Source organism: Dactylosporangium roseum (assembly GCF_025264685.1).
In the GTDB taxonomy this organism is placed as follows: domain Bacteria; phylum Actinomycetota; class Actinomycetes; order Mycobacteriales; family Micromonosporaceae; genus Dactylosporangium; species Dactylosporangium roseum.
This window is the reverse complement of the sequence record NZ_CP073721.1, coordinates 1,025,861-1,041,648: the sequence shown is the minus strand read 5'-3', so window position 1 is coordinate 1,041,648 and position 15,788 is coordinate 1,025,861. Positions and strand designations below refer to the sequence as shown.

Annotated in this window: 17 protein-coding genes; 8 read left to right on the top strand and 9 right to left on the bottom strand. The window is 69.4% G+C overall.

Features of this window, described 5'->3' with window-relative positions; genetic code table 11:
• Window positions 1-30 precede the first annotated feature (30 nt).
• Together Drose_RS05070 and Drose_RS05065 are read right to left on the bottom strand one after the other, a co-directional pair.
• Entirely contained in the window at window positions 31-582 is a 552-nt protein-coding gene (locus Drose_RS05070; protein ID WP_260727005.1) for an LOG family protein, read from the bottom strand.
• Complete coding sequence (locus tag Drose_RS05065) at window positions 582-1,385, bottom strand: LOG family protein (protein ID WP_260727004.1); 804 nt, start codon at window positions 1,383-1,385, stop codon at window positions 582-584. Before Drose_RS05065 ends, Drose_RS05070 begins: the two co-directional genes overlap by 1 nt.
• A 70-nt stretch (window positions 1,386-1,455) precedes the next feature.
• Between Drose_RS05065 and Drose_RS05060 the strand changes: the two genes are divergently transcribed.
• Window positions 1,456-2,241 (top strand): DUF3152 domain-containing protein, encoded by a 786-nt coding sequence (locus Drose_RS05060; RefSeq protein ID WP_260727003.1) that lies wholly within the window; start codon window positions 1,456-1,458, stop codon window positions 2,239-2,241.
• A 113-nt stretch (window positions 2,242-2,354) separates the two neighbouring features.
• Window positions 2,355-2,495 (top strand): hypothetical protein, encoded by a 141-nt coding sequence (locus Drose_RS05055; protein ID WP_260727002.1) that lies wholly within the window; start codon window positions 2,355-2,357, stop codon window positions 2,493-2,495.
• On the opposite strand, the gene dapE is transcribed toward Drose_RS05055, so the two are convergent.
• Window positions 2,496-3,554, bottom strand: coding sequence for a succinyl-diaminopimelate desuccinylase (gene dapE / locus Drose_RS05050; protein ID WP_390891324.1), 1,059 nt, complete (start codon window positions 3,552-3,554; stop codon window positions 2,496-2,498). It lies immediately after the preceding gene.
• 34 nt (window positions 3,555-3,588) lie between these two features.
• Here dapE and dapD point away from each other — a divergent pair, with 34 nt between their 5' ends.
• The gene (gene dapD / locus Drose_RS05045; protein WP_260727000.1) at window positions 3,589-4,530 is read left to right on the top strand and encodes a 2,3,4,5-tetrahydropyridine-2,6-dicarboxylate N-succinyltransferase; all 942 of its coding nucleotides are present in this window, start codon (window positions 3,589-3,591) and stop codon (window positions 4,528-4,530) included.
• A gap of 112 nt (window positions 4,531-4,642) precedes the next feature.
• Here dapD and dapC read toward each other — a convergent pair whose 3' ends face one another.
• Together dapC and fdxA are read right to left on the bottom strand one after the other, a co-directional pair.
• Window positions 4,643-5,752 carry a succinyldiaminopimelate transaminase gene (dapC, locus tag Drose_RS05040; protein ID WP_260729614.1) on the bottom strand — a complete coding sequence of 370 codons (1,110 nt, stop codon included), beginning with the start codon at window positions 5,750-5,752 and terminating at the stop codon, window positions 4,643-4,645.
• Window positions 5,749-6,075 carry a ferredoxin gene (gene fdxA / locus Drose_RS05035; RefSeq protein ID WP_259861542.1) on the bottom strand — a complete coding sequence of 109 codons (327 nt, stop codon included), beginning with the start codon at window positions 6,073-6,075 and terminating at the stop codon, window positions 5,749-5,751. The genes dapC and fdxA overlap by 4 nt, the downstream gene beginning before the upstream one ends.
• Window positions 6,076-6,328: 253 nt before the next feature.
• On the opposite strand from fdxA, the gene Drose_RS05030 reads away from it, so the two are divergent.
• A complete protein-coding gene (locus tag Drose_RS05030) occupies window positions 6,329-7,150 on the top strand; it encodes a GNAT family N-acetyltransferase (RefSeq protein ID WP_425545096.1) in 822 nt (273 codons plus the stop codon).
• Here the strand turns inward: Drose_RS05030 and Drose_RS05025 are convergent.
• The 3 genes from Drose_RS05025 to mshB form a co-directional block, all read right to left on the bottom strand.
• The gene (locus Drose_RS05025) at window positions 7,147-7,611 is read right to left on the bottom strand and encodes a hypothetical protein (protein ID WP_260726998.1); all 465 of its coding nucleotides are present in this window, start codon (window positions 7,609-7,611) and stop codon (window positions 7,147-7,149) included. The two genes, Drose_RS05030 and Drose_RS05025, sit on opposite strands and share 4 nt — an antisense overlap.
• A gap of 161 nt (window positions 7,612-7,772) precedes the next feature.
• Window positions 7,773-8,471, bottom strand: coding sequence for a hypothetical protein (locus tag Drose_RS05020; RefSeq protein WP_260726997.1), 699 nt, complete (start codon window positions 8,469-8,471; stop codon window positions 7,773-7,775).
• A complete protein-coding gene (gene mshB, locus Drose_RS05015; protein ID WP_260729613.1) occupies window positions 8,468-9,361 on the bottom strand; it encodes an N-acetyl-1-D-myo-inositol-2-amino-2-deoxy-alpha-D-glucopyranoside deacetylase in 894 nt (297 codons plus the stop codon). The genes Drose_RS05020 and mshB overlap by 4 nt, the downstream gene beginning before the upstream one ends.
• Before the next feature lie 181 nt (window positions 9,362-9,542).
• Here mshB and Drose_RS05010 point away from each other — a divergent pair, with 181 nt between their 5' ends.
• The gene (locus Drose_RS05010; RefSeq protein ID WP_260726996.1) at window positions 9,543-11,642 is read left to right on the top strand and encodes a S9 family peptidase; all 2,100 of its coding nucleotides are present in this window, start codon (window positions 9,543-9,545) and stop codon (window positions 11,640-11,642) included.
• On the opposite strand, the gene Drose_RS05005 is transcribed toward Drose_RS05010, so the two are convergent.
• Window positions 11,620-12,489, bottom strand: a complete 870-nt coding sequence (locus Drose_RS05005; protein ID WP_260726995.1) for a hypothetical protein — start codon at window positions 12,487-12,489, stop codon at window positions 11,620-11,622. The two genes, Drose_RS05010 and Drose_RS05005, sit on opposite strands and share 23 nt — an antisense overlap.
• A gap of 144 nt (window positions 12,490-12,633) precedes the next feature.
• Here Drose_RS05005 and Drose_RS05000 point away from each other — a divergent pair, with 144 nt between their 5' ends.
• The 3 genes from Drose_RS05000 to Drose_RS04990 are packed head-to-tail and all read left to right on the top strand — an operon-like array spanning window position 12,634 to window position 15,553.
• Window positions 12,634-13,086: a hypothetical protein gene (locus Drose_RS05000; protein WP_260726994.1), complete on the top strand. Its 453-nt coding sequence runs from the start codon at window positions 12,634-12,636 to the stop codon at window positions 13,084-13,086.
• Window positions 13,083-14,417: a hypothetical protein gene (locus tag Drose_RS04995; RefSeq protein ID WP_260726993.1), complete on the top strand. Its 1,335-nt coding sequence runs from the start codon at window positions 13,083-13,085 to the stop codon at window positions 14,415-14,417. Before Drose_RS05000 ends, Drose_RS04995 begins: the two co-directional genes overlap by 4 nt.
• Complete coding sequence (locus Drose_RS04990) at window positions 14,414-15,553, top strand: S8 family serine peptidase (RefSeq protein ID WP_260726992.1); 1,140 nt, start codon at window positions 14,414-14,416, stop codon at window positions 15,551-15,553. The genes Drose_RS04995 and Drose_RS04990 overlap by 4 nt, the downstream gene beginning before the upstream one ends.
• The last annotated feature ends 235 nt before the right edge of the window (window positions 15,554-15,788 follow it).

Here is a 15,788-nt window from a genome sequence, read left to right as displayed (position 1 = left end):
TCGAACCATGACCGACCGACAATTCCCGGGTCATGCGGCGAGCAACGACGCTTCGATCAGGTCAAGTGACTCACCGACACCGGGCGACACCATCAGCAACGCCAGCGCCGAGGTGCGGACGAACTCCCGGTCGGCGAGCGTGCCCAGCCAGGAGAGCAGGCCACCGTAGAAGTTGTCGGCGTCCAGGAGCAGCAGCGGCTTGTGGTGCAGGCCGAGCATCGCCGTCGTCCAGACCTCGAAGAGCTCGTCGAGGGTGCCGAGGCCGCCAGGCAGCGTGATGAACGCGTCGGACTTCTCGATCATCATGGTCTTGCGGGAGGCCATGCCGTCGGTGACGACCAGCTCGTCGGACTTGGTGTCGGCGACCTCGAGATCGACGAGGGACTGGGGAATCACGCCGTACGTGCGGCCGCCGCCCGCCCGGGCACCGTCCGCGACGGCGCCCATCATGCCGACGCAGCCGCCGCCGGAGACCAGCTCGTGGCCCCGTCGCGCGATCTCCAGGCCCACGTCGTGCGCGAGGTCGAGCCAGCGCTGGTCGAGCCGCTGGGACGAGGCGCAGAACACGCCGATGGACGCCATCAGCTCCCGCCCGCCTCGCGCGCGGTCCGCCGCGCCGACGCCGTCTCGAGCTCGTCGAGGTACTCCCCAGCCTCGACGATGTGCCGCACCGCCTCGTCGACGTCGTCGGTCACGAACAGCAGTTGCAGGTCCTCCGGACCGATCTTGCCGTCGGCCATCATGGTCTCGCGGATCCAGTCCAGCAGACCCTGCCAGTACGACCGGCCCATGAGCACGACCGGGAACCGGGTGACCTTCCTGGTCTGGACCAGCGTGACGGCCTCGAACAGCTCGTCGAGCGTGCCGAAGCCGCCCGGCAGCACGACGAACGCCTGCGCGTACTTCACGAACATCGTCTTGCGGGCGAAGAAGTACCGGAAGTCGATGCCGAGGTCGACCCACTGGTTGATGCCCTGCTCGAACGGCAGCTCGATGCCGAGGCCGACGGAGAGCCCACCGGCCTCGGCGGCGCCCTTGTTGGCGGCCTCCATGACGCCCGGCCCGCCGCCGGTGATGATCGCGTATCCCGCATGCGCGAGCGCCGCGCCGAGCTCCTCGCCGAGCTTCCACTCCGGGCTGTCCGGCTTGCTGCGCGCGGAGCCGAACACACTGACGGCCGGCGGCAGGTCGGCGAGCGTGTCGAAGCCCTCGACGAACTCGCTGAGGATGCGCAGCGCCCGCCACGCGTCCTTGGTCTTCCACTCGTGGCGCAGTCGCGAGTCGAGCAGCCGTTCGTCGGCGGTGCTCGGCGGAATCGCGTCACGCCGCAGGGTCACCATGCCGCGATGCCGCTCCCGGGGTTGGCTGCTCTGTGCATCGGTCATGGGTGTCACGGTACGTGGATCGCATACGATGGGGCCGACCAGCCCGCCGACACGTGATAGCAATGCAGCCATGACGGGCCGATGGTTGATCGTGGTCACGGCGGTCTGCGTGCTGCTGGGTTCCTCCTTGGTGTGGTATGGGCTGAGCTCGTCCTCCCCGCCGCCGCCACTCGCCGCGCCGTCGGACCGGGCATCGCCGGCCGCGTTCGCCGTGTCCCCGGCCACGCCGCCGCCCACGGCGTCCCCGTCACCTACGGTGTCCCTGTCCCCGGCGCCGGTCGCCGTTCCGGCCCGCGGGACCGGCCGCTTCCAGCTCTCGGCCACCGGCGGTGACCGGGCCGGCACCGCCGGCCGCCTGGTGCGATACGTCGTAGCGGCCGAGGAGGGCTCGGGCGTCGACCCCGAGGTGTTCGCGGCCGCGGTCCACGAGACGCTCGGCGACGCGCGTAGCTGGATCGCCTCCGGCCGGTGGTCGTTCCAGCGGGTGCCGTCCGGCTCTCCCAGCGAGCTGACCGTGCACCTGGCCACGCCCTCGACCACCGACACCATGTGCGCGCGGCGGGGTGTGCGCACCCGGGGCGAGGTGTCCTGCCGGGGCGGACGAGACGTGATCATCAACCTCAAACGGTGGCTGCTCGGCGTCGCCTGGTACCCGCGGCTCGCCGACTACCGGGACATGGTCGTGAACCACGAGGTCGGCCACTTCCTCGGCAACGGTCACGTGGTCTGCCCGCGCAAGGGTGCGCCGGCCCCGGTGATGGCCCGGCAGACGTTCGGCCTGGAGGGCTGTGTGGCCAACCCGTGGCCGTATCCGGACGGCCGGACGTTCGTCAGCGGACCGCCCGCACCCCGCTGAACACCCTTCGGACCGGCCGAAGGTCGCGGTTCGGTAAGAAATCAGGTGCGGAGTGCAACGTTTTCGCCTGCCATGGCGTCGTACCCGGTATACCTGGGTGCACGGTGTGGGGGGTGACCGCGATGACGCGAACCGAGCACGATCGCCGCAAGCGGCAGATGAACCGGCGGATTCGCGAGGTGCTCGTGGTCCGCCGGATGATGGCCAGCCTGCCCGACGCGCCGCGCGACACTTCGGACAAGCCCGCCGAGTAGCTACTTGCTCAGCCAGCGGCGCACGACCGCCGCGCCTTCGACGATCTTGTCGATCTCGACGTGCTCGTCCTGTTTGTGGGCCAGGTTTGGGTCGCCCGGCCCGTAGTTCAGCCCGGGGATGCCCAGCGTCGCGAACCGGGCCACGTCGGTCCAGCCGAGCTTCGCCCGCGGTGGCCGGCCGATGGCCGCCAGGAACTCCTGCGCCGGTGGCTCGTCGAGACCGGGCAGCGCGCCGGGTGCCGAGTCGACGACCTCCACGTCGAACCCCTCGAACACCTCGCGGACGTGGTCCTGCGCGTCGGCCTCCGAGCGGTCCGGCGCGAAGCGGAAGTTGACCTCGACGACGCACTCGTCCGGGATCACGTTGCCGGCGACGCCGCCGGAGACACGCACGGCGTTCAGCCCTTCGTGGAACTCGCAGCCGTCGATCGTGACGATGCGCTCGCGGTACCGCTGCAAACTCCGCAGGACGGGTGCCGCCTTGTGGATGGCGTTGTCACCCAGCCAGGACCGCGCGGAGTGGGCGCGCTTGCCGCTGGTGCGCACGAGCACCCGCAGCGTCCCCTGGCAACCCGCCTCGACCAGGCCATGCGTCGGCTCCAGCAGGACCGCGAACGAGGCGTCCGTCAGCAGTTCCGGCCGGTTGTCGGCCAGGATCTTCAGTCCGTTGCGGTCGGAGTCGACCTCTTCGCACTCGTAGAAGACGTAGGTCACGTCGTGGCGGGGCTCCGCCAGGGTGACGGCCAGGTGGAGCGCGACGGCGGTGCCGGACTTCATGTCGGCGGTGCCGCAGCCGTGCATGAGGTTGCCTTCCACAGTGGACGGCCAGTTGTCGTGCAGCGGCACCGTGTCGAGGTGCCCGGCGAGCACCACCCGCTGCGGACGGCCCAGCTCGGTCCGGGCCACGATGGTGTTGCCGAACCGTTCGGTCCGCAGCCACTCGGGCAGCACCTCCTCGACACGGTCGGCGATCTCGGCCTCGTTGCCGGAGACCGATTCGATGTCGACGAGCGCCCGGGTCAGGGCGACGGGATCGGCGAGCACATCACGGGTGAGCATGCCGTCCACGGTAGATGGGGTAGCGTTCGATCACGTGACGACCGCCTACATCGACTCGCCCGCCTGGGGTTCCGGCCTCGCCACCGTGACGGAATCGGGCCAGGTGCTGGATGTCTGGTTCCCGGCCGGCCACCTGAGCCTGGGCGCCGCGCCCTCGGATGTCCCCGACCTGTCCGCACCCTCCGGCGGTGCGCTGCCCGGCCTGCGCACCGAGCCGGTCCGTGTCGAGATCCAGTCCCTCGGCGACGCGCCGACCAGCACCGCCGAGGTCTACCTGCGCCTGCACCTGCTCTCCCACCGGCTGGTCCAGCCGCACCAGGCCAACCTCGACGGCCAGTTCGGCCTGCTGGCCAACGTGGCGTGGACCTCGGCCGGACCCTGCCCGCCCGAGCGCGTCGACGAGCTTCGGCTGGCCGAGCGGCTCGCCGGTCGCCGGCTCAACGTGTTCGGCATCGACAAGTTTCCGCGGATGGTCGACTACGTCACGCCGTCGGGCGTGCGGATCGCCGACGCCGACCGGGTCCGTCTCGGCGCCCACCTCGCCTCCGGCACGACGGTCATGCACGAGGGCTTCGTGAATTTCAACGCGGGCACGCTGGGCACGTCGATGGTCGAGGGCCGCATCTCGGCCGGCGTGGTGGTCGGGGACGGCACCGACGTCGGCGGCGGCTCGTCGATCATGGGCACGCTCTCCGGCGGCGGCAAGGAGACCATCCGCCTGGGTGAGCGCTGCCTGCTGGGCGCCAACGCCGGCATCGGCATCTCGCTGGGCGACGACTGCGTGGTGGAGGCCGGCTGCTACATCACCGCCGGCGCGAAGCTGACGCTCCCCGACGGCCGGGTGGTGAAGGCGCGTGACCTGTCGGGCGTGAGCAACCTGCTCTTCATCCGCAACTCGGTCAACGGTCGCCTGGAGGTCCGCGAGCGCCAGGGCCGCGGCATCGAACTGAACGCCGCGCTGCACGCCAACGACTGACCCCCTTCCCATTCGCGTTGATCATGCAGTTGTGGTGCCCCGAAACTCCCAGAATGTCCGGCTTTTGGGGCACCACAACTGCATGATCGTTGCGACGGGGAGGGCCGCGCCCCTACAGGCGGGCGGCCGCCGCCGCGACCCGCTCGTCGCTCGCGGTCAGCGCGACCCGCACGTGCCGCTCCCCCGCCGGGCCGTAGAAGGCGCCGGGAGCTGCCAGGATGCCGCGCTCGGCCAGCCAGTCGACCGTCGACCAGGAGTCCTCGCCCCGGGTCAGCCAGAGGTACAGGCCGGCCTCGGAGTGCTCGACCGTGAAGCCGGCGCGCTCGAAGGCGGTGCGGAGGACGACCCTGCGTCGCGCATACCGCTCCCGTTGCTCCTCGACGTGGGCCTCGTCCCCGAGGGCGGCCACCATGGCTGCCTGCACGGGGGCGGGGACGATCATGCCGGAGTGCTTGCGCACCTGCAGCAACTCGTCGACCAGCGCCGGGTCGCCGGCGACGAAGCCCGCGCGATACCCGGCGAGGTTGGAGCGTTTCGAGAGCGAGTGGACGGCGAGGACGTTGTCGAACGACCCGTCGCAGACCGACAGGATCGACACCGGCGACGACTCCCAAGACAGCGGCAGGTAACACTCGTCGCTCGCCACGATCGCGCCGCGCTCGCGCGCCCAGTCGACGACCTTGCGCAGGTGCGCGGGTGGCAGGACCCGGCCGGTCGGGTTCGACGGCGAGTTCACCCAGACCAGGCGGACCCGGGCCGGGCCGACCGAGGTCAGCGAGTCGGCGCGCACGACCGTGGCGCCCGAAAGCTGGACGCCGACCTCATACGTCGGGTAGCACACCCGCGGGATGACCACCGTGTCGCCCGGGCCGATCCCGAGCAGCGTCGGCAGCCAGGCCACCAGCTCCTTCGAGCCGATGGTCGGCAGCACGCCGAACCCGTCGCCGGACGGCTCGCACCAGCGGGCCACCCAGCCACGGATCGCTTCGCGCAGCCCGGGTGTGCCGGCGGTCAGCGGATAGCCGGGCGCGTCGGACGCGTCGGCCAGTGCCGCGCGGATGACCGCGGGCACGGGGTCGACCGGCGTGCCGATCGACAAGTCGACCAGCCCGTCGGGATGCTTGGCAGCGGCTGCCTTGGCCGGCTCGAGCCGGTCCCACGGAAAGTCCGGCAGCCCGGCTGCTAACGCGCGCCGGGCTTGTGCGGAGACGGTGCTGGTCAGTGGTCGTGCTCCTGAGGCGGCAGGGCTGCGACGAACGGCGCGTCCTTCTCGATCTTGCCCACCTTGGAGGCGCCACCAGGCGAGCCCAGCTCGTCGAAGAACGTGTAGTTGGCGCCGACGAAGTCCTTCCACTTCTCCGGGACGTCGTCCTCGTAGAAGATCGCCTCGACCGGGCACACCGGCTCGCAGGCACCGCAGTCCACGCACTCATCCGGATGGATGTAGAGCATGCGGTTGCCCTCGTAGATGCAGTCGACAGGGCACTCTTCGATGCAGGCCTTGTCGAGCAGGTCCACGCAAGGCTCGGCGATGATGTATGTCACGGGTCGCCCTCTTTCGCACCTGAGGCTGCCAACGTGGTTGGCGAACCCCGCCGCGTCCCTACCGCGGCGGTACGAGCCTAGTATCCAGGTTCACGGGAGGTCGATCGTGCTCGGGCCACAACATGTCGGACAACGCGTTGTGGTGCGTCGTTTCGCCGGCATCCGTGACGCACGACCGGTATTTTCCGACATTCTAGGCTACCTCGTCGAAGCTACGGAGACGCATCTCACAGTGCGTGCACGGACGGGCGCGGTGCGCGTACCAACCAATGAGATCGCCCGGGCGAAGGTTGTGCCTGCCCGCCGGCGGTTTACGCCGACCGAGGCGATCGAGCACGCGGCCGCGGCCGGCTGGCCGCCGAAGGAGCGCGCCACCCTCGGCGACTGGATCCTGCGGGCAACGGACGGCTGGACGCAGCGAGGCAACTCGGCGCTGGCGATCGGCTCCCCCGACCTGCCGCAGGACGAGGCGATCGCGTTTGTCGAGGAGTGGTACCGCGAGCGTGGCCTCCCACCGGCGATGAGCGTCCCCGTGCCGCTGTTCCAACGCCTGGACGACGAGTTGGCGCGGCGCGGCTGGACGGCGATGCCGGTGACCCAGATGATGGTGGCACGCCTGGCCGACCTCTCACCCTCGATCGACGGCGAGATCGTCCTCGCCACGTCACCCTCGGAGGAGTGGCTGACGACGGTGGCCGGCCGCAAGGGCCCGCTCCCTCCGGCCGCGCGCGATGTGCTGACCGACGTTTCCGAGGTCCGATTCGGGGAGTGGTACGACCAGAGCGGCACCCTCCGCGCCACCGCCCGCGGCTGCGTGGCGGACCCTGACGGCCGCTGGCTGGGCCTGTCCCTGATCGGTGTGGACGACCGGTTCCGCCGCCGGGGCCTGGCTCAACGCCTGGTCCGGACGCTGGCCGCGTGGGCGTCGGACCTGGGTGCGCAGGACTGCTACCTGCAAGTGGAGCAGCGGAACACCCCGGCAGTGGCGCTGTACGACCGCCTGGGTTTCACGGTGCACCACACCTACTCGTCGCGGCGCCTCGCCATCCCTCCTGGCCGACAATTTCCCGGCTAGCGTCGGACGCCCTTGCGGGGGTTGGTCCCGACCCGCTGGATGTATCGCTTCCAGGACTGCGAGCGATGGTCCAGCCCCATCGTCATCAGCGCGAGCAGCCCGAACACCGCACCGATCGCGGAGAGCCCGACGAAGTAGAAGAACTGCCGGAAGACCAGACCGACCCCGTTGCTGAACGGCGCCACACCCGACACGAACGGTCCGATCAGCACCGCCAGCAGGCAGGCGACCACAACAGCGAGCCCGAGATCGCCGATGACCCGGAGCATCGGGTGCCGCCGCCCGTACCAGAACGCGACCGGGATCATGACCGCCCCGACCGCGATCAACGCCCACAACCCGATCGTGACCTGCTTGTCGTCGTCGCTCTCGGCGGCGAACCGCACCACCAGCCGCGCGATGACGTTGACCAGGAAGAGGCCCATCGCAATGAGGCCGGCCGGCAGCCACCGTTGCTTCATCGCAAGCCTCCGTCACCACTCGCCCCGTGATCGATCCGGCGCCGCGCACACAGCGGACCCGTTCGGCGCTACGCAGGGAACGTGTCTACCTGTCCACGCTCCGTGGCGCAAGGCCCCGCCGCCTTGGAGTTCGCTGGGTCTCGCTCGGCCATCGACAGGCGTCATCCTTGACCGTGCGGCGCGTTGCCGCCCACCTGGCCGCCGCCGGCTGTGCTACCCGGTGCGCCACCTCTCGCTCCGGCCCCGGCCAGGTCCGTGCGCCGGCGCAGCGCCGCCACGTAGATGCCGATCGCGAACGCCATCGGCCCGGCGAACAGCGTCAGCAGGCCGACCCAGTTGCTGTCGGCGATCAGCAGGTCACCCTCGGAGGTTCGGGCCGCCGCCAGAATCCACACCACGCACCAGGCCGCGGCGGGCAGCAGCGCCGCGAGCCGTTTCCCGGTCGTCACGAACGCGAACCACCCCAGCAGCGGATTGGTGACCAACGCCAGCACGAGCGAGATCGGCAGCCGCATGCCGGAACCGTTCAGCCGGAGCGGCGCCAGAAACGCCTCGACGATCGCGAGCGCCAACGCCAGCAGCGTCGCCACGACCAGCCCGGCGACGGTGATGCCCACGTCGAGCCGCTTCGCCCAGCGTGGCGGCAGCTCGCGGCGCACCCGCTGGGACTCGTCACCCGCCCCCTCATCGAATGTCACGACGACCTCCCCCGGCGCGGAACCCGGCTCCGCGACCTCGCCGGCGACGGCGTTGATCTCGACGTCCTCCCGGCCGTTCGGCAGGTCGTCGGCCGCGCTCGTCCCGGGCTCCGCCAGGGTCGCGGTGTTCCTCGCCTGCGGGCGGCCGCGCTTCGTCCTCACGATGCCGTGGCCTCCAGTGATACGCCGGCCTCCGCCGCCACGACCTCGCCCGCCCGCGGGCCGGGGGTCCTCGGCGGGTCGACGTCCAGGCCGGCGAACAGGTCTTCCTCCCAGCCGTGCGGACCGACGCCGGGTCCCTTCTCGCCACGCGCCAACTGGTAATACTCCACGCCCATGAACTCGGCGCCGAAGTTGCCCGCGATGGAGAACAGCCAGGAGGTCTGCGGGATCTGCGTCGCGTGCGCCCGCAGCGCGGCCGTCTTCTCCTCGGCGAACTCGTGTGCGTCGACCCGGGCGGCGATGACCTCGTCGGCAGAGCCGAACGGCAGGTCTTCCGCCCGCTCGACGTCGGCGAACGGGTTGTCCGACGAATCGCGGAACTCGCGCATGCCCGCTTCCAGGACGCTGCGCGGCACCGCCGTCCAGTACACCTTCTCCGGGGCAGTCCCCTCGGCCTCGGCGAGCTCGACGGCACGCATCAGCACCCGGTGGGCCTGGATGTGGTCGGGATGCCCGTAGAACCCGTTGGGGTCGTAGGTCACCGCGACCTGCGGGCGCACCTCGCGGATCACCTCGAGCAGCTCGGCCGCGGCCGAGTCCAGGTCGGCGCCCCAAAACGCCCGGGGGTGCTTGTTGGCCGGCGTGTCCATCATGCCGGAGTCCCGGTATCGCCCCGCCCCGCCGAGGAACCGGTGGTCGGTGACCCCGAGCAGGCGACACGCCTCGGCCAGCTCGGTGATGCGGTAACCACCGAGTTGGTCGGCCTCGGCGGCGGCGAGCCCGGCCAGCGCCGGCACGTGGATCTCACCCTCCTCACCGAGAGTGCAGGTGATGAGGGTGACGTGGGCACCGTCAGCCGCATAGCGCGCCATCGTGGCGCCGGTCCCCATCGACTCGTCGTCGGGGTGCGCGTGGACGAAAAGGATGCTCCGAGCACTCACGGGAGCAACTCTACGGCCTCCGGCCGACACTTCTCCCCACGGCCACCAGTTGCGTGATCACGAGACAACCCTGTGTCACCTTCCGGTTCGGTCACATGACAATCCGCCGCGATCGAGTAAACATTCCGGGGTGGACTATCCGGAGTTGGCCGCACGTACCCGACGTTTCTCCTATGGCGCACCCCGGGCCGTCACGGTGACCCAGGACGGTGCGCGGGTGGTGTTCCTGCGTTCCTCCGGCCCGGAGGATCCGAGCGACGCCCTGTGGGTCTATGACGTCGCCTCCCGCACCGAGCGCCGGCTGGCCGACCCGGCCACGCTGTTGCGAGAGGACCAGACCGACCTACCGCCCGCAGAGCGCGCGTTGCGCGAGCGACTGAGGCTGTCGGCGGGCGGGATCGGCTCGTTCGCGCTCGACGACGCCGGCGTGATCGCGGCCTTCCCGCTCGGCGGCCGGCTGTTCCGCGCCGATCTCACCACCGGTGATGTCGCCGAGCTGCCCACCGCGGGGCCGGTCGTCGACCCCAGGCCCGATCCGGCAGGGCGCCGGATCGCTTATGTCACCGGTGGCGCGCTGCGCGTCATCCAGCCTGACGGCACCGACGCCCTGCTCGCCGGCGAGGACGGCGTCACGTGGGGCATGGCGGAGTTCATCGCGGCCGAGGAGTTCCACCGCTACCGGGGGCACTGGTGGTCCCCCGACGGCCGCAGCATCCTGGCCGCCCGGGTCGACGAGTCGAGGGTGGCCCGCTGGCATCTGCACGACCCGTCGATGCCGGAGCAGCCGCCGACCACCGTGGCCTACCCGCACGCCGGGTCGACCAACGCCAAGGTCACTCTGCACGTTCTCGACCTCGACGGCGGCTGGGTCGACGTCCACTGGGACCGGGAGACCTATCCGTATCTCGTCGCGGCCGCCTGGTCGGAGTCGAGCGGACCGCTGCTGACGGTGCTGCGCCGCCTCCAGCAGCACGGCCTCGTCATCGCCGTCGACCCCCGCACCGGGGAGACGCAGGTGCACGCCGAGCTGGCCGACCCGCGTTGGGTGGAACCGGTGCCGGGCACGCCCGCACATCTCAACGACGGACGTGTGCTGGTCGGCGGCGAGCTCGCCCATGACGGTTACGACGCCCGCTGCCTCTTCGCCGACGGCAGTCTGATAACACCCCCCAACTTGTACGTGCGACGCGTCGCCGGCCGCCTCGACGGCGACCTCGTCGTCGAGGCCAGCGAAGGGGAACCCAGCGAGCAGCACGTCTTCCGCATTCCGGTCACCCATTCGAGTGCCCAGGCACAGCGGCTCTCGACGGAGCCTGGGTGGCATCTGGCGCAGGCGGCCGGTCGCACCCTCGTCATCGGCTCACAGACGCTGGAGCACGGCGGCTGGCGGTACCGCATCCATCACGACGACGAGGTCATCGGCGAGATCTCGTCACTCGCGGCCGATCCCCCATATGCGCCGAGACCCGCGCTCGAGCGGGTCACCGACCGGCGCCTCCCCACCGGGGTCCTCTATCCGCGCGGGCACGTGTCCGGGCGACGCCTGCCGGTGCTCGTGTCGATCTACGGCGGGCCGGGGCACCAGGAGGTGGTCGCCGCACGGGCACGGTGGCAGGAGAAGCAGTGGTGGGCCGACGCCGGGTTCGCGGTCGTGTCGATCGACAACCGCGGCACGCCCGGCGTGGCTCCCAGCTTCGAGAAGGCGATCCACCGGCGGTTCTCGGACGTCATCCTGGCCGACCAGGTCGACGCGCTGCAGGCCCTCGCGGACAAGCATCCCGACCTCGACCTGGAGCGGGTGGCGATCCGCGGCTGGTCCTTCGGCGGGTGGCTGTCCGCGCTCGGTGTGCTGCGCCGGCCTGACGTGTACCGCTGCGCGGTCGTCGGCGCGCCCGTCACCGACTGGAGTCTCTACGACACCGCCTACACCGAGCGGTATCTCGGGCTGCCGGCCGACGCACCCGAGGTCTACGCCCACAACTCGCTCATCGAGCTGGCGGCCGAGCCGCCGGTGCGGCCCGATGACGCCCGGCCGATGCTGCTGGTCCACGGCCTGGTCGACGACAACGTCGTGGCCGCGCACACGTTGCGGCTCTCCGCGGCCCTGCTCGCCTCCGGCCGGCCGCACTCGATGATCCCGCTGACCGGCGCGACCCACATGGCGGCCGGCGGACTCGCCGAAAAGCTGCTGCGCCTCGAGCTCGACTTCATCCGCCGGGCAGTCGGATGACGACGTCGCCGCCGAGGCGTCCCGCCTCAGGGCTTCGGGTCACGGCGCCCGTGTGCAGCAGCGCCGTGACCACCTTCTGCGCATCGGCGGCGCGATACACGGTGTCGGTCAGAGCAAACCGTTTGAGCTCGGTGACCGTCTTCGGCCCGGCGCGCAGGGTGTCGAGGAGCTCGCGACGCAGTGCGCCCGGGTTCGGCTCGAGCGAGATGTCCATGAGGTGGCCCTCCGGGTCCCCCGGGTCGCGATACTGCACACCCGCGAACTCGTCGAGGGCCCACATCTCGTTCTTGAAGGCCTCCAGGCTCTTCGCCGAACGGGTGCCGAAGGCGACGAGCAGCTCGTTCGCCCCTTCGACCAGCTCGACACCGGCGGTCAGCTCGAAGCCCCGCTCCCGCAGCTCCCGCCGCTGGGAGGGCCAGGTGCCGGCGGGGGCCGTTGCCAGCACCTCGGCCGGTTTTGCGGTGAAGGCTTTCGGAATGCCGTCGTCGACCATCGCGAGCAGAGGCCCGGCCGCCGCGCCCGCCGCCTTGAGCACCGGCGCGACCGCGGCACCGGGGACGACGTGGACAGCGAGCTCGGCGGGGGTCTGCAGCTCGCGCTGCACCTGCTGGAGCCGGTCCTGGAGACCTTCGACGCCGGGCGCGACGAACAGCAGCGACAGCCGCCGGCCGCGAAGACGGTCGGCGAACTCGGCCAGCGCACGCACGGCCGCCTCGCCGGTGGTGTGGTCGAGCGCGGTGCCCGACGCGTAGAGGAAGGTCGCGCCGTGCGCCGAGTGCAGGCTGCCGGGCGCCCACGTATCCAGATAGCGCACAAGCAGTTCCCGGGTGACGCCGTCGATCGACATGCTGTCCTTTGTACTGCCATTCGCCGACGGCTGTATCGCCCTTCACGGGCTGAACGCCGCAAGACCGTGACTCACAGGGACGCCATGACTACCGCCGGTCCGCTACCTTGAGGTTCATCAATACACGGGGGACCGGAGGGGACCGTGGGCAACGGACAGGGTTTCGAGATCAACACAGCCGGGGTGATGGCTTTCGGCGCACAACTGAAGTCAGACGTCGAAAAGGACATGGCGCCGACGAGCGAGCGCATCAAACAGATCCTGACGTGGTACCCGGCGTTCGGCACGAGGAGCGGCAGTCCAGCGGTACAGGCAGCCGCGGTGAAGTACAACGCTCAACTCAACGCCGCCATGACCTTCCTGGACACGTTGATCCACAACGCCGGCGTGATGGCCCAGGCCGCGCAAGACGTGGTGGTCGCCTACCGGAAAGGCGACGAGCTTTCGGCGGCCGACATTCAAGTCGTTCTCGGAGGGGCGTCGGCGAGGGTTGCCGGGGCAGCCCAGGCAGCCGAAGCAGCACGCGTGAGGGCCGAGCAGGAGGCCGCGGAAGCCGAAGAGTTGTTCATGCGCCGGCACGGCGGGCCGACCCGATGAGCGGCGCCTACGATCGGTGGCGCCTGCCCGAACTCTTGGCGATGGTCGAGAACGACACCGACGCGTCCGCCACCGCCCACCTCCAGGCATGGGAACAGAAACACAACCTACTGTTGTCACAGAAACAGAACCTCAAGGCACTGGCCGCCGACCTTGCCGCAAATTGGAGTCCAGCCAAGAGCGAGGCAGCCCAGACCTTCATCGATCAGCTAAACGCACATGTCTCGGTGCTGGAGTCGGCCAGCAGGACAGCCGCACAGATTTGGGCCGGACTCGGACACATCACGAATGCAATCGCCGACGCGAAGAGTCAATTGCAAGCACTCCAGGCCAAGTACAGGAGCAACGAAGCCGCAGCGGGCGAGTTCAACATGCGGATATTCCCGACAATGTCGGGTATCCTGGGTTCCGATCACCCGCTCCTACCAGTCCCTGGATTGGGCCCGCTGATCATGCGGCAATACCAGGAGCGACTCGACCAGCAAGCGCGCGACATAATGACCGCCACAGACGTTCGCGTGGACGAAGCTGCGAAATTGATCAAATCAATGCCGGTCATAGCCCGAATTGACGTCGGCCCGATGTACGATCCGGAAGCGCGCCTGACCAACCATGGCCGCAGCGGAAATAGCGGTGAGGGTACCCATGTACCGGCACCAAAATTCGATACGCCTCCGCCATCCGCACTGCCACATCTTCTAGATGTTGCGCCGCCACTGAACGGAAATGAGGCGCCCGCCCTGGCCGGCGGCCCCCAGTTTTCACCCTCTCCCAAAGCCCTACCCCTGTCGCCAGCAAGCCCGGGATCGCTGCCCGACTCTCAGCCAATCGCCGGACCGTGGCCGCCCACATCTGCAGGGCAGGCGGTTAAACCCTGGTTCAGCAAAACCGGTAATGGCGCCACTGCATTGCGGCCTGGCGGGGTAATTGGCAGCGAAGGACCACAGGAACGGATTGCCCCTCGGAGTAGTCTCCCCGTCAGCGGCGTACTCGGTGGAGCACCAAACAACGGGGCCACTGTCGCGCGTGGCGGCACGTCGCCGTCAGTTGGCGCGACCAGGGGCAGCCCCTTGCTCAGTCCTAACAACTCTCACCGGTCGCCAGCACGACCGCCCTTCAGCCACGGTGAATCTGCGAGCAGTACGCGAACATCGAGTAGCGGGTGGCGGGACCACTCATTCGAGCAGTATGTCGAACGCCGCAGAATCCACCGGCAAATGGATCCCGGTGATCCCTGGGAAGTCGGCGCAGGTGTAGCACCGGTGCTCGACGCTCCAAGATTGCCTAAAGGTCATGATGCAGGTAGTGGCGTGATCGGCATCGATCGATGATCGTACGTTTCCTGACGCTGATAACGGTCGCATTGATCGCCACCACTGCCTCCCCATCGGTCGCATACGCCGATTCTATTCGCGACCGGCAGTGGCACCTGCAATTCCTCAATCTTGCTGTGGCGCATCAGTTCAGCAAGGGTGACGGCATCCTCGTCGGTGTTGCTGATACAGGCGTGGATCCTCGATCGAGCGAACTCAGCTCTGTCGTCGTAGCAGGAAAGCAATTCGACCGCGACGGCGATGGCCGTACCGACACCGACGGACACGGCACGGCCATGGCGGCGCTCATCGCGGCCCGCGGCAAGGGGGACGGCAACGGAGCGCTCGGCATTGCGCCGAAAGCAACCATTCTTCCGCTGCGGGTACTCCCAGGCGGAATCACCGGCGATCCCGCCCATCTTGGCGACGGGATCGCATGGGCGGTCGAGCACGGCGCGAAGGTCATTTCTATTTCGATCAGCACCAGCGAGGACGACTCCATCGAGACGGCAGTTGATCAGGCGATCGCCGCGGACGTCGTTGTTGTCGCCGGAGCCGGCAACGCGCCAAACGACAAGAAAGTCGCATACCCTGCTCGGCTACCTGGCGTGCTTGCTGTCGGAGGGGTTGATCGACAGGGCAACCATGCCGGGATCTCCGTCACTGGGCCCGAAGTCATGATCGCGGCTCCCGCCGTCGATATTCTCTCGATCGGGGCGAGTCAGCGGTATCGGACAGCTTCTGGGACCAGTGACGCCACCGCTATCGTGGCCGGGGCGGTGGCGCTCGTTCGGTCGAAGTATCCGCAGCTCAGCGGGCCTGAGGTGGTCCGGCGGCTCACCGCCACCGCGCAGGACCGTGGGGCTCCTGGGCGGGACGAGCAATACGGGTATGGCGTCCTCGACCTTGTCGCGGCGCTCACTGCCGATGTTCCCCCGGCCTCGGCCGGCGCGACTGTTGCCGGTACAACTGCTGCGGCGGCACCGAAGGGTGACTCGCGTGGCGGTCGGGCCGGTATGTTCGTCGCTCTCGCGGGCGTTCTCGTTGTCGTCTTGCTCCTGCTCATCGTGCTCGGCCGACGGCGACGGGCGGTGCGGTCCGAGTGGAACCCCCGGCCGTTGCCGCCGCCCATCGGCAGGGATCGGCGCGAGTGATCGCCCGAGTCCGCGAAGTCAAACCCGACAGGTCACTTATCAAACCGAACAAGACCAACAATTCGGGCACACGGCTCCGAGGGGTCACCGCCGAGGTATGCCGGGCGGCGCACGTTCCCGGTTCAATCCGCCACCGTGCCGCTCGATCTCACAGATCATGGGAAAGATCTGGCTGCCCCGATAGCCAGATCTTTCCCATGATCATGGGGTCGCCCGGCCTGGCGGCGGGATTGCG

What these genes read in the sequence shown, in the direction of transcription:
- Drose_RS05025 (WP_260726998.1), bottom strand. Translation starts at nt 7,611, where the DNA reads ATGAAGCAACGGTGGCTGCCGGCCGGCCTCATTGCGATGGGCCTCTTC.
- Drose_RS04995 (WP_260726993.1), top strand. Translation starts at nt 13,083, where the DNA reads ATGAGCGGCGCCTACGATCGGTGGCGCCTGCCCGAACTCTTGGCGATG.
- Drose_RS04990 (WP_260726992.1), top strand. Translation starts at nt 14,414, where the DNA reads ATGATCGTACGTTTCCTGACGCTGATAACGGTCGCATTGATCGCCACC.
- Drose_RS05065 (WP_260727004.1), bottom strand. Translation starts at nt 1,385, where the DNA reads ATGACCGATGCACAGAGCAGCCAACCCCGGGAGCGGCATCGCGGCATG.
- dapE (WP_390891324.1), bottom strand. Translation starts at nt 3,554, where the DNA reads ATGCTCACCCGTGATGTGCTCGCCGATCCCGTCGCCCTGACCCGGGCG.
- mshB (WP_260729613.1), bottom strand. Translation starts at nt 9,361, where the DNA reads ATGGGGACCGGCGCCACGATGGCGCGCTATGCGGCTGACGGTGCCCAC.
- Drose_RS05060 (WP_260727003.1), top strand. Translation starts at nt 1,456, where the DNA reads ATGACGGGCCGATGGTTGATCGTGGTCACGGCGGTCTGCGTGCTGCTG.
- Drose_RS05005 (WP_260726995.1), bottom strand. Translation starts at nt 12,489, where the DNA reads ATGTCGATCGACGGCGTCACCCGGGAACTGCTTGTGCGCTATCTGGAT.
- Drose_RS05070 (WP_260727005.1), bottom strand. Translation starts at nt 582, where the DNA reads ATGGCGTCCATCGGCGTGTTCTGCGCCTCGTCCCAGCGGCTCGACCAG.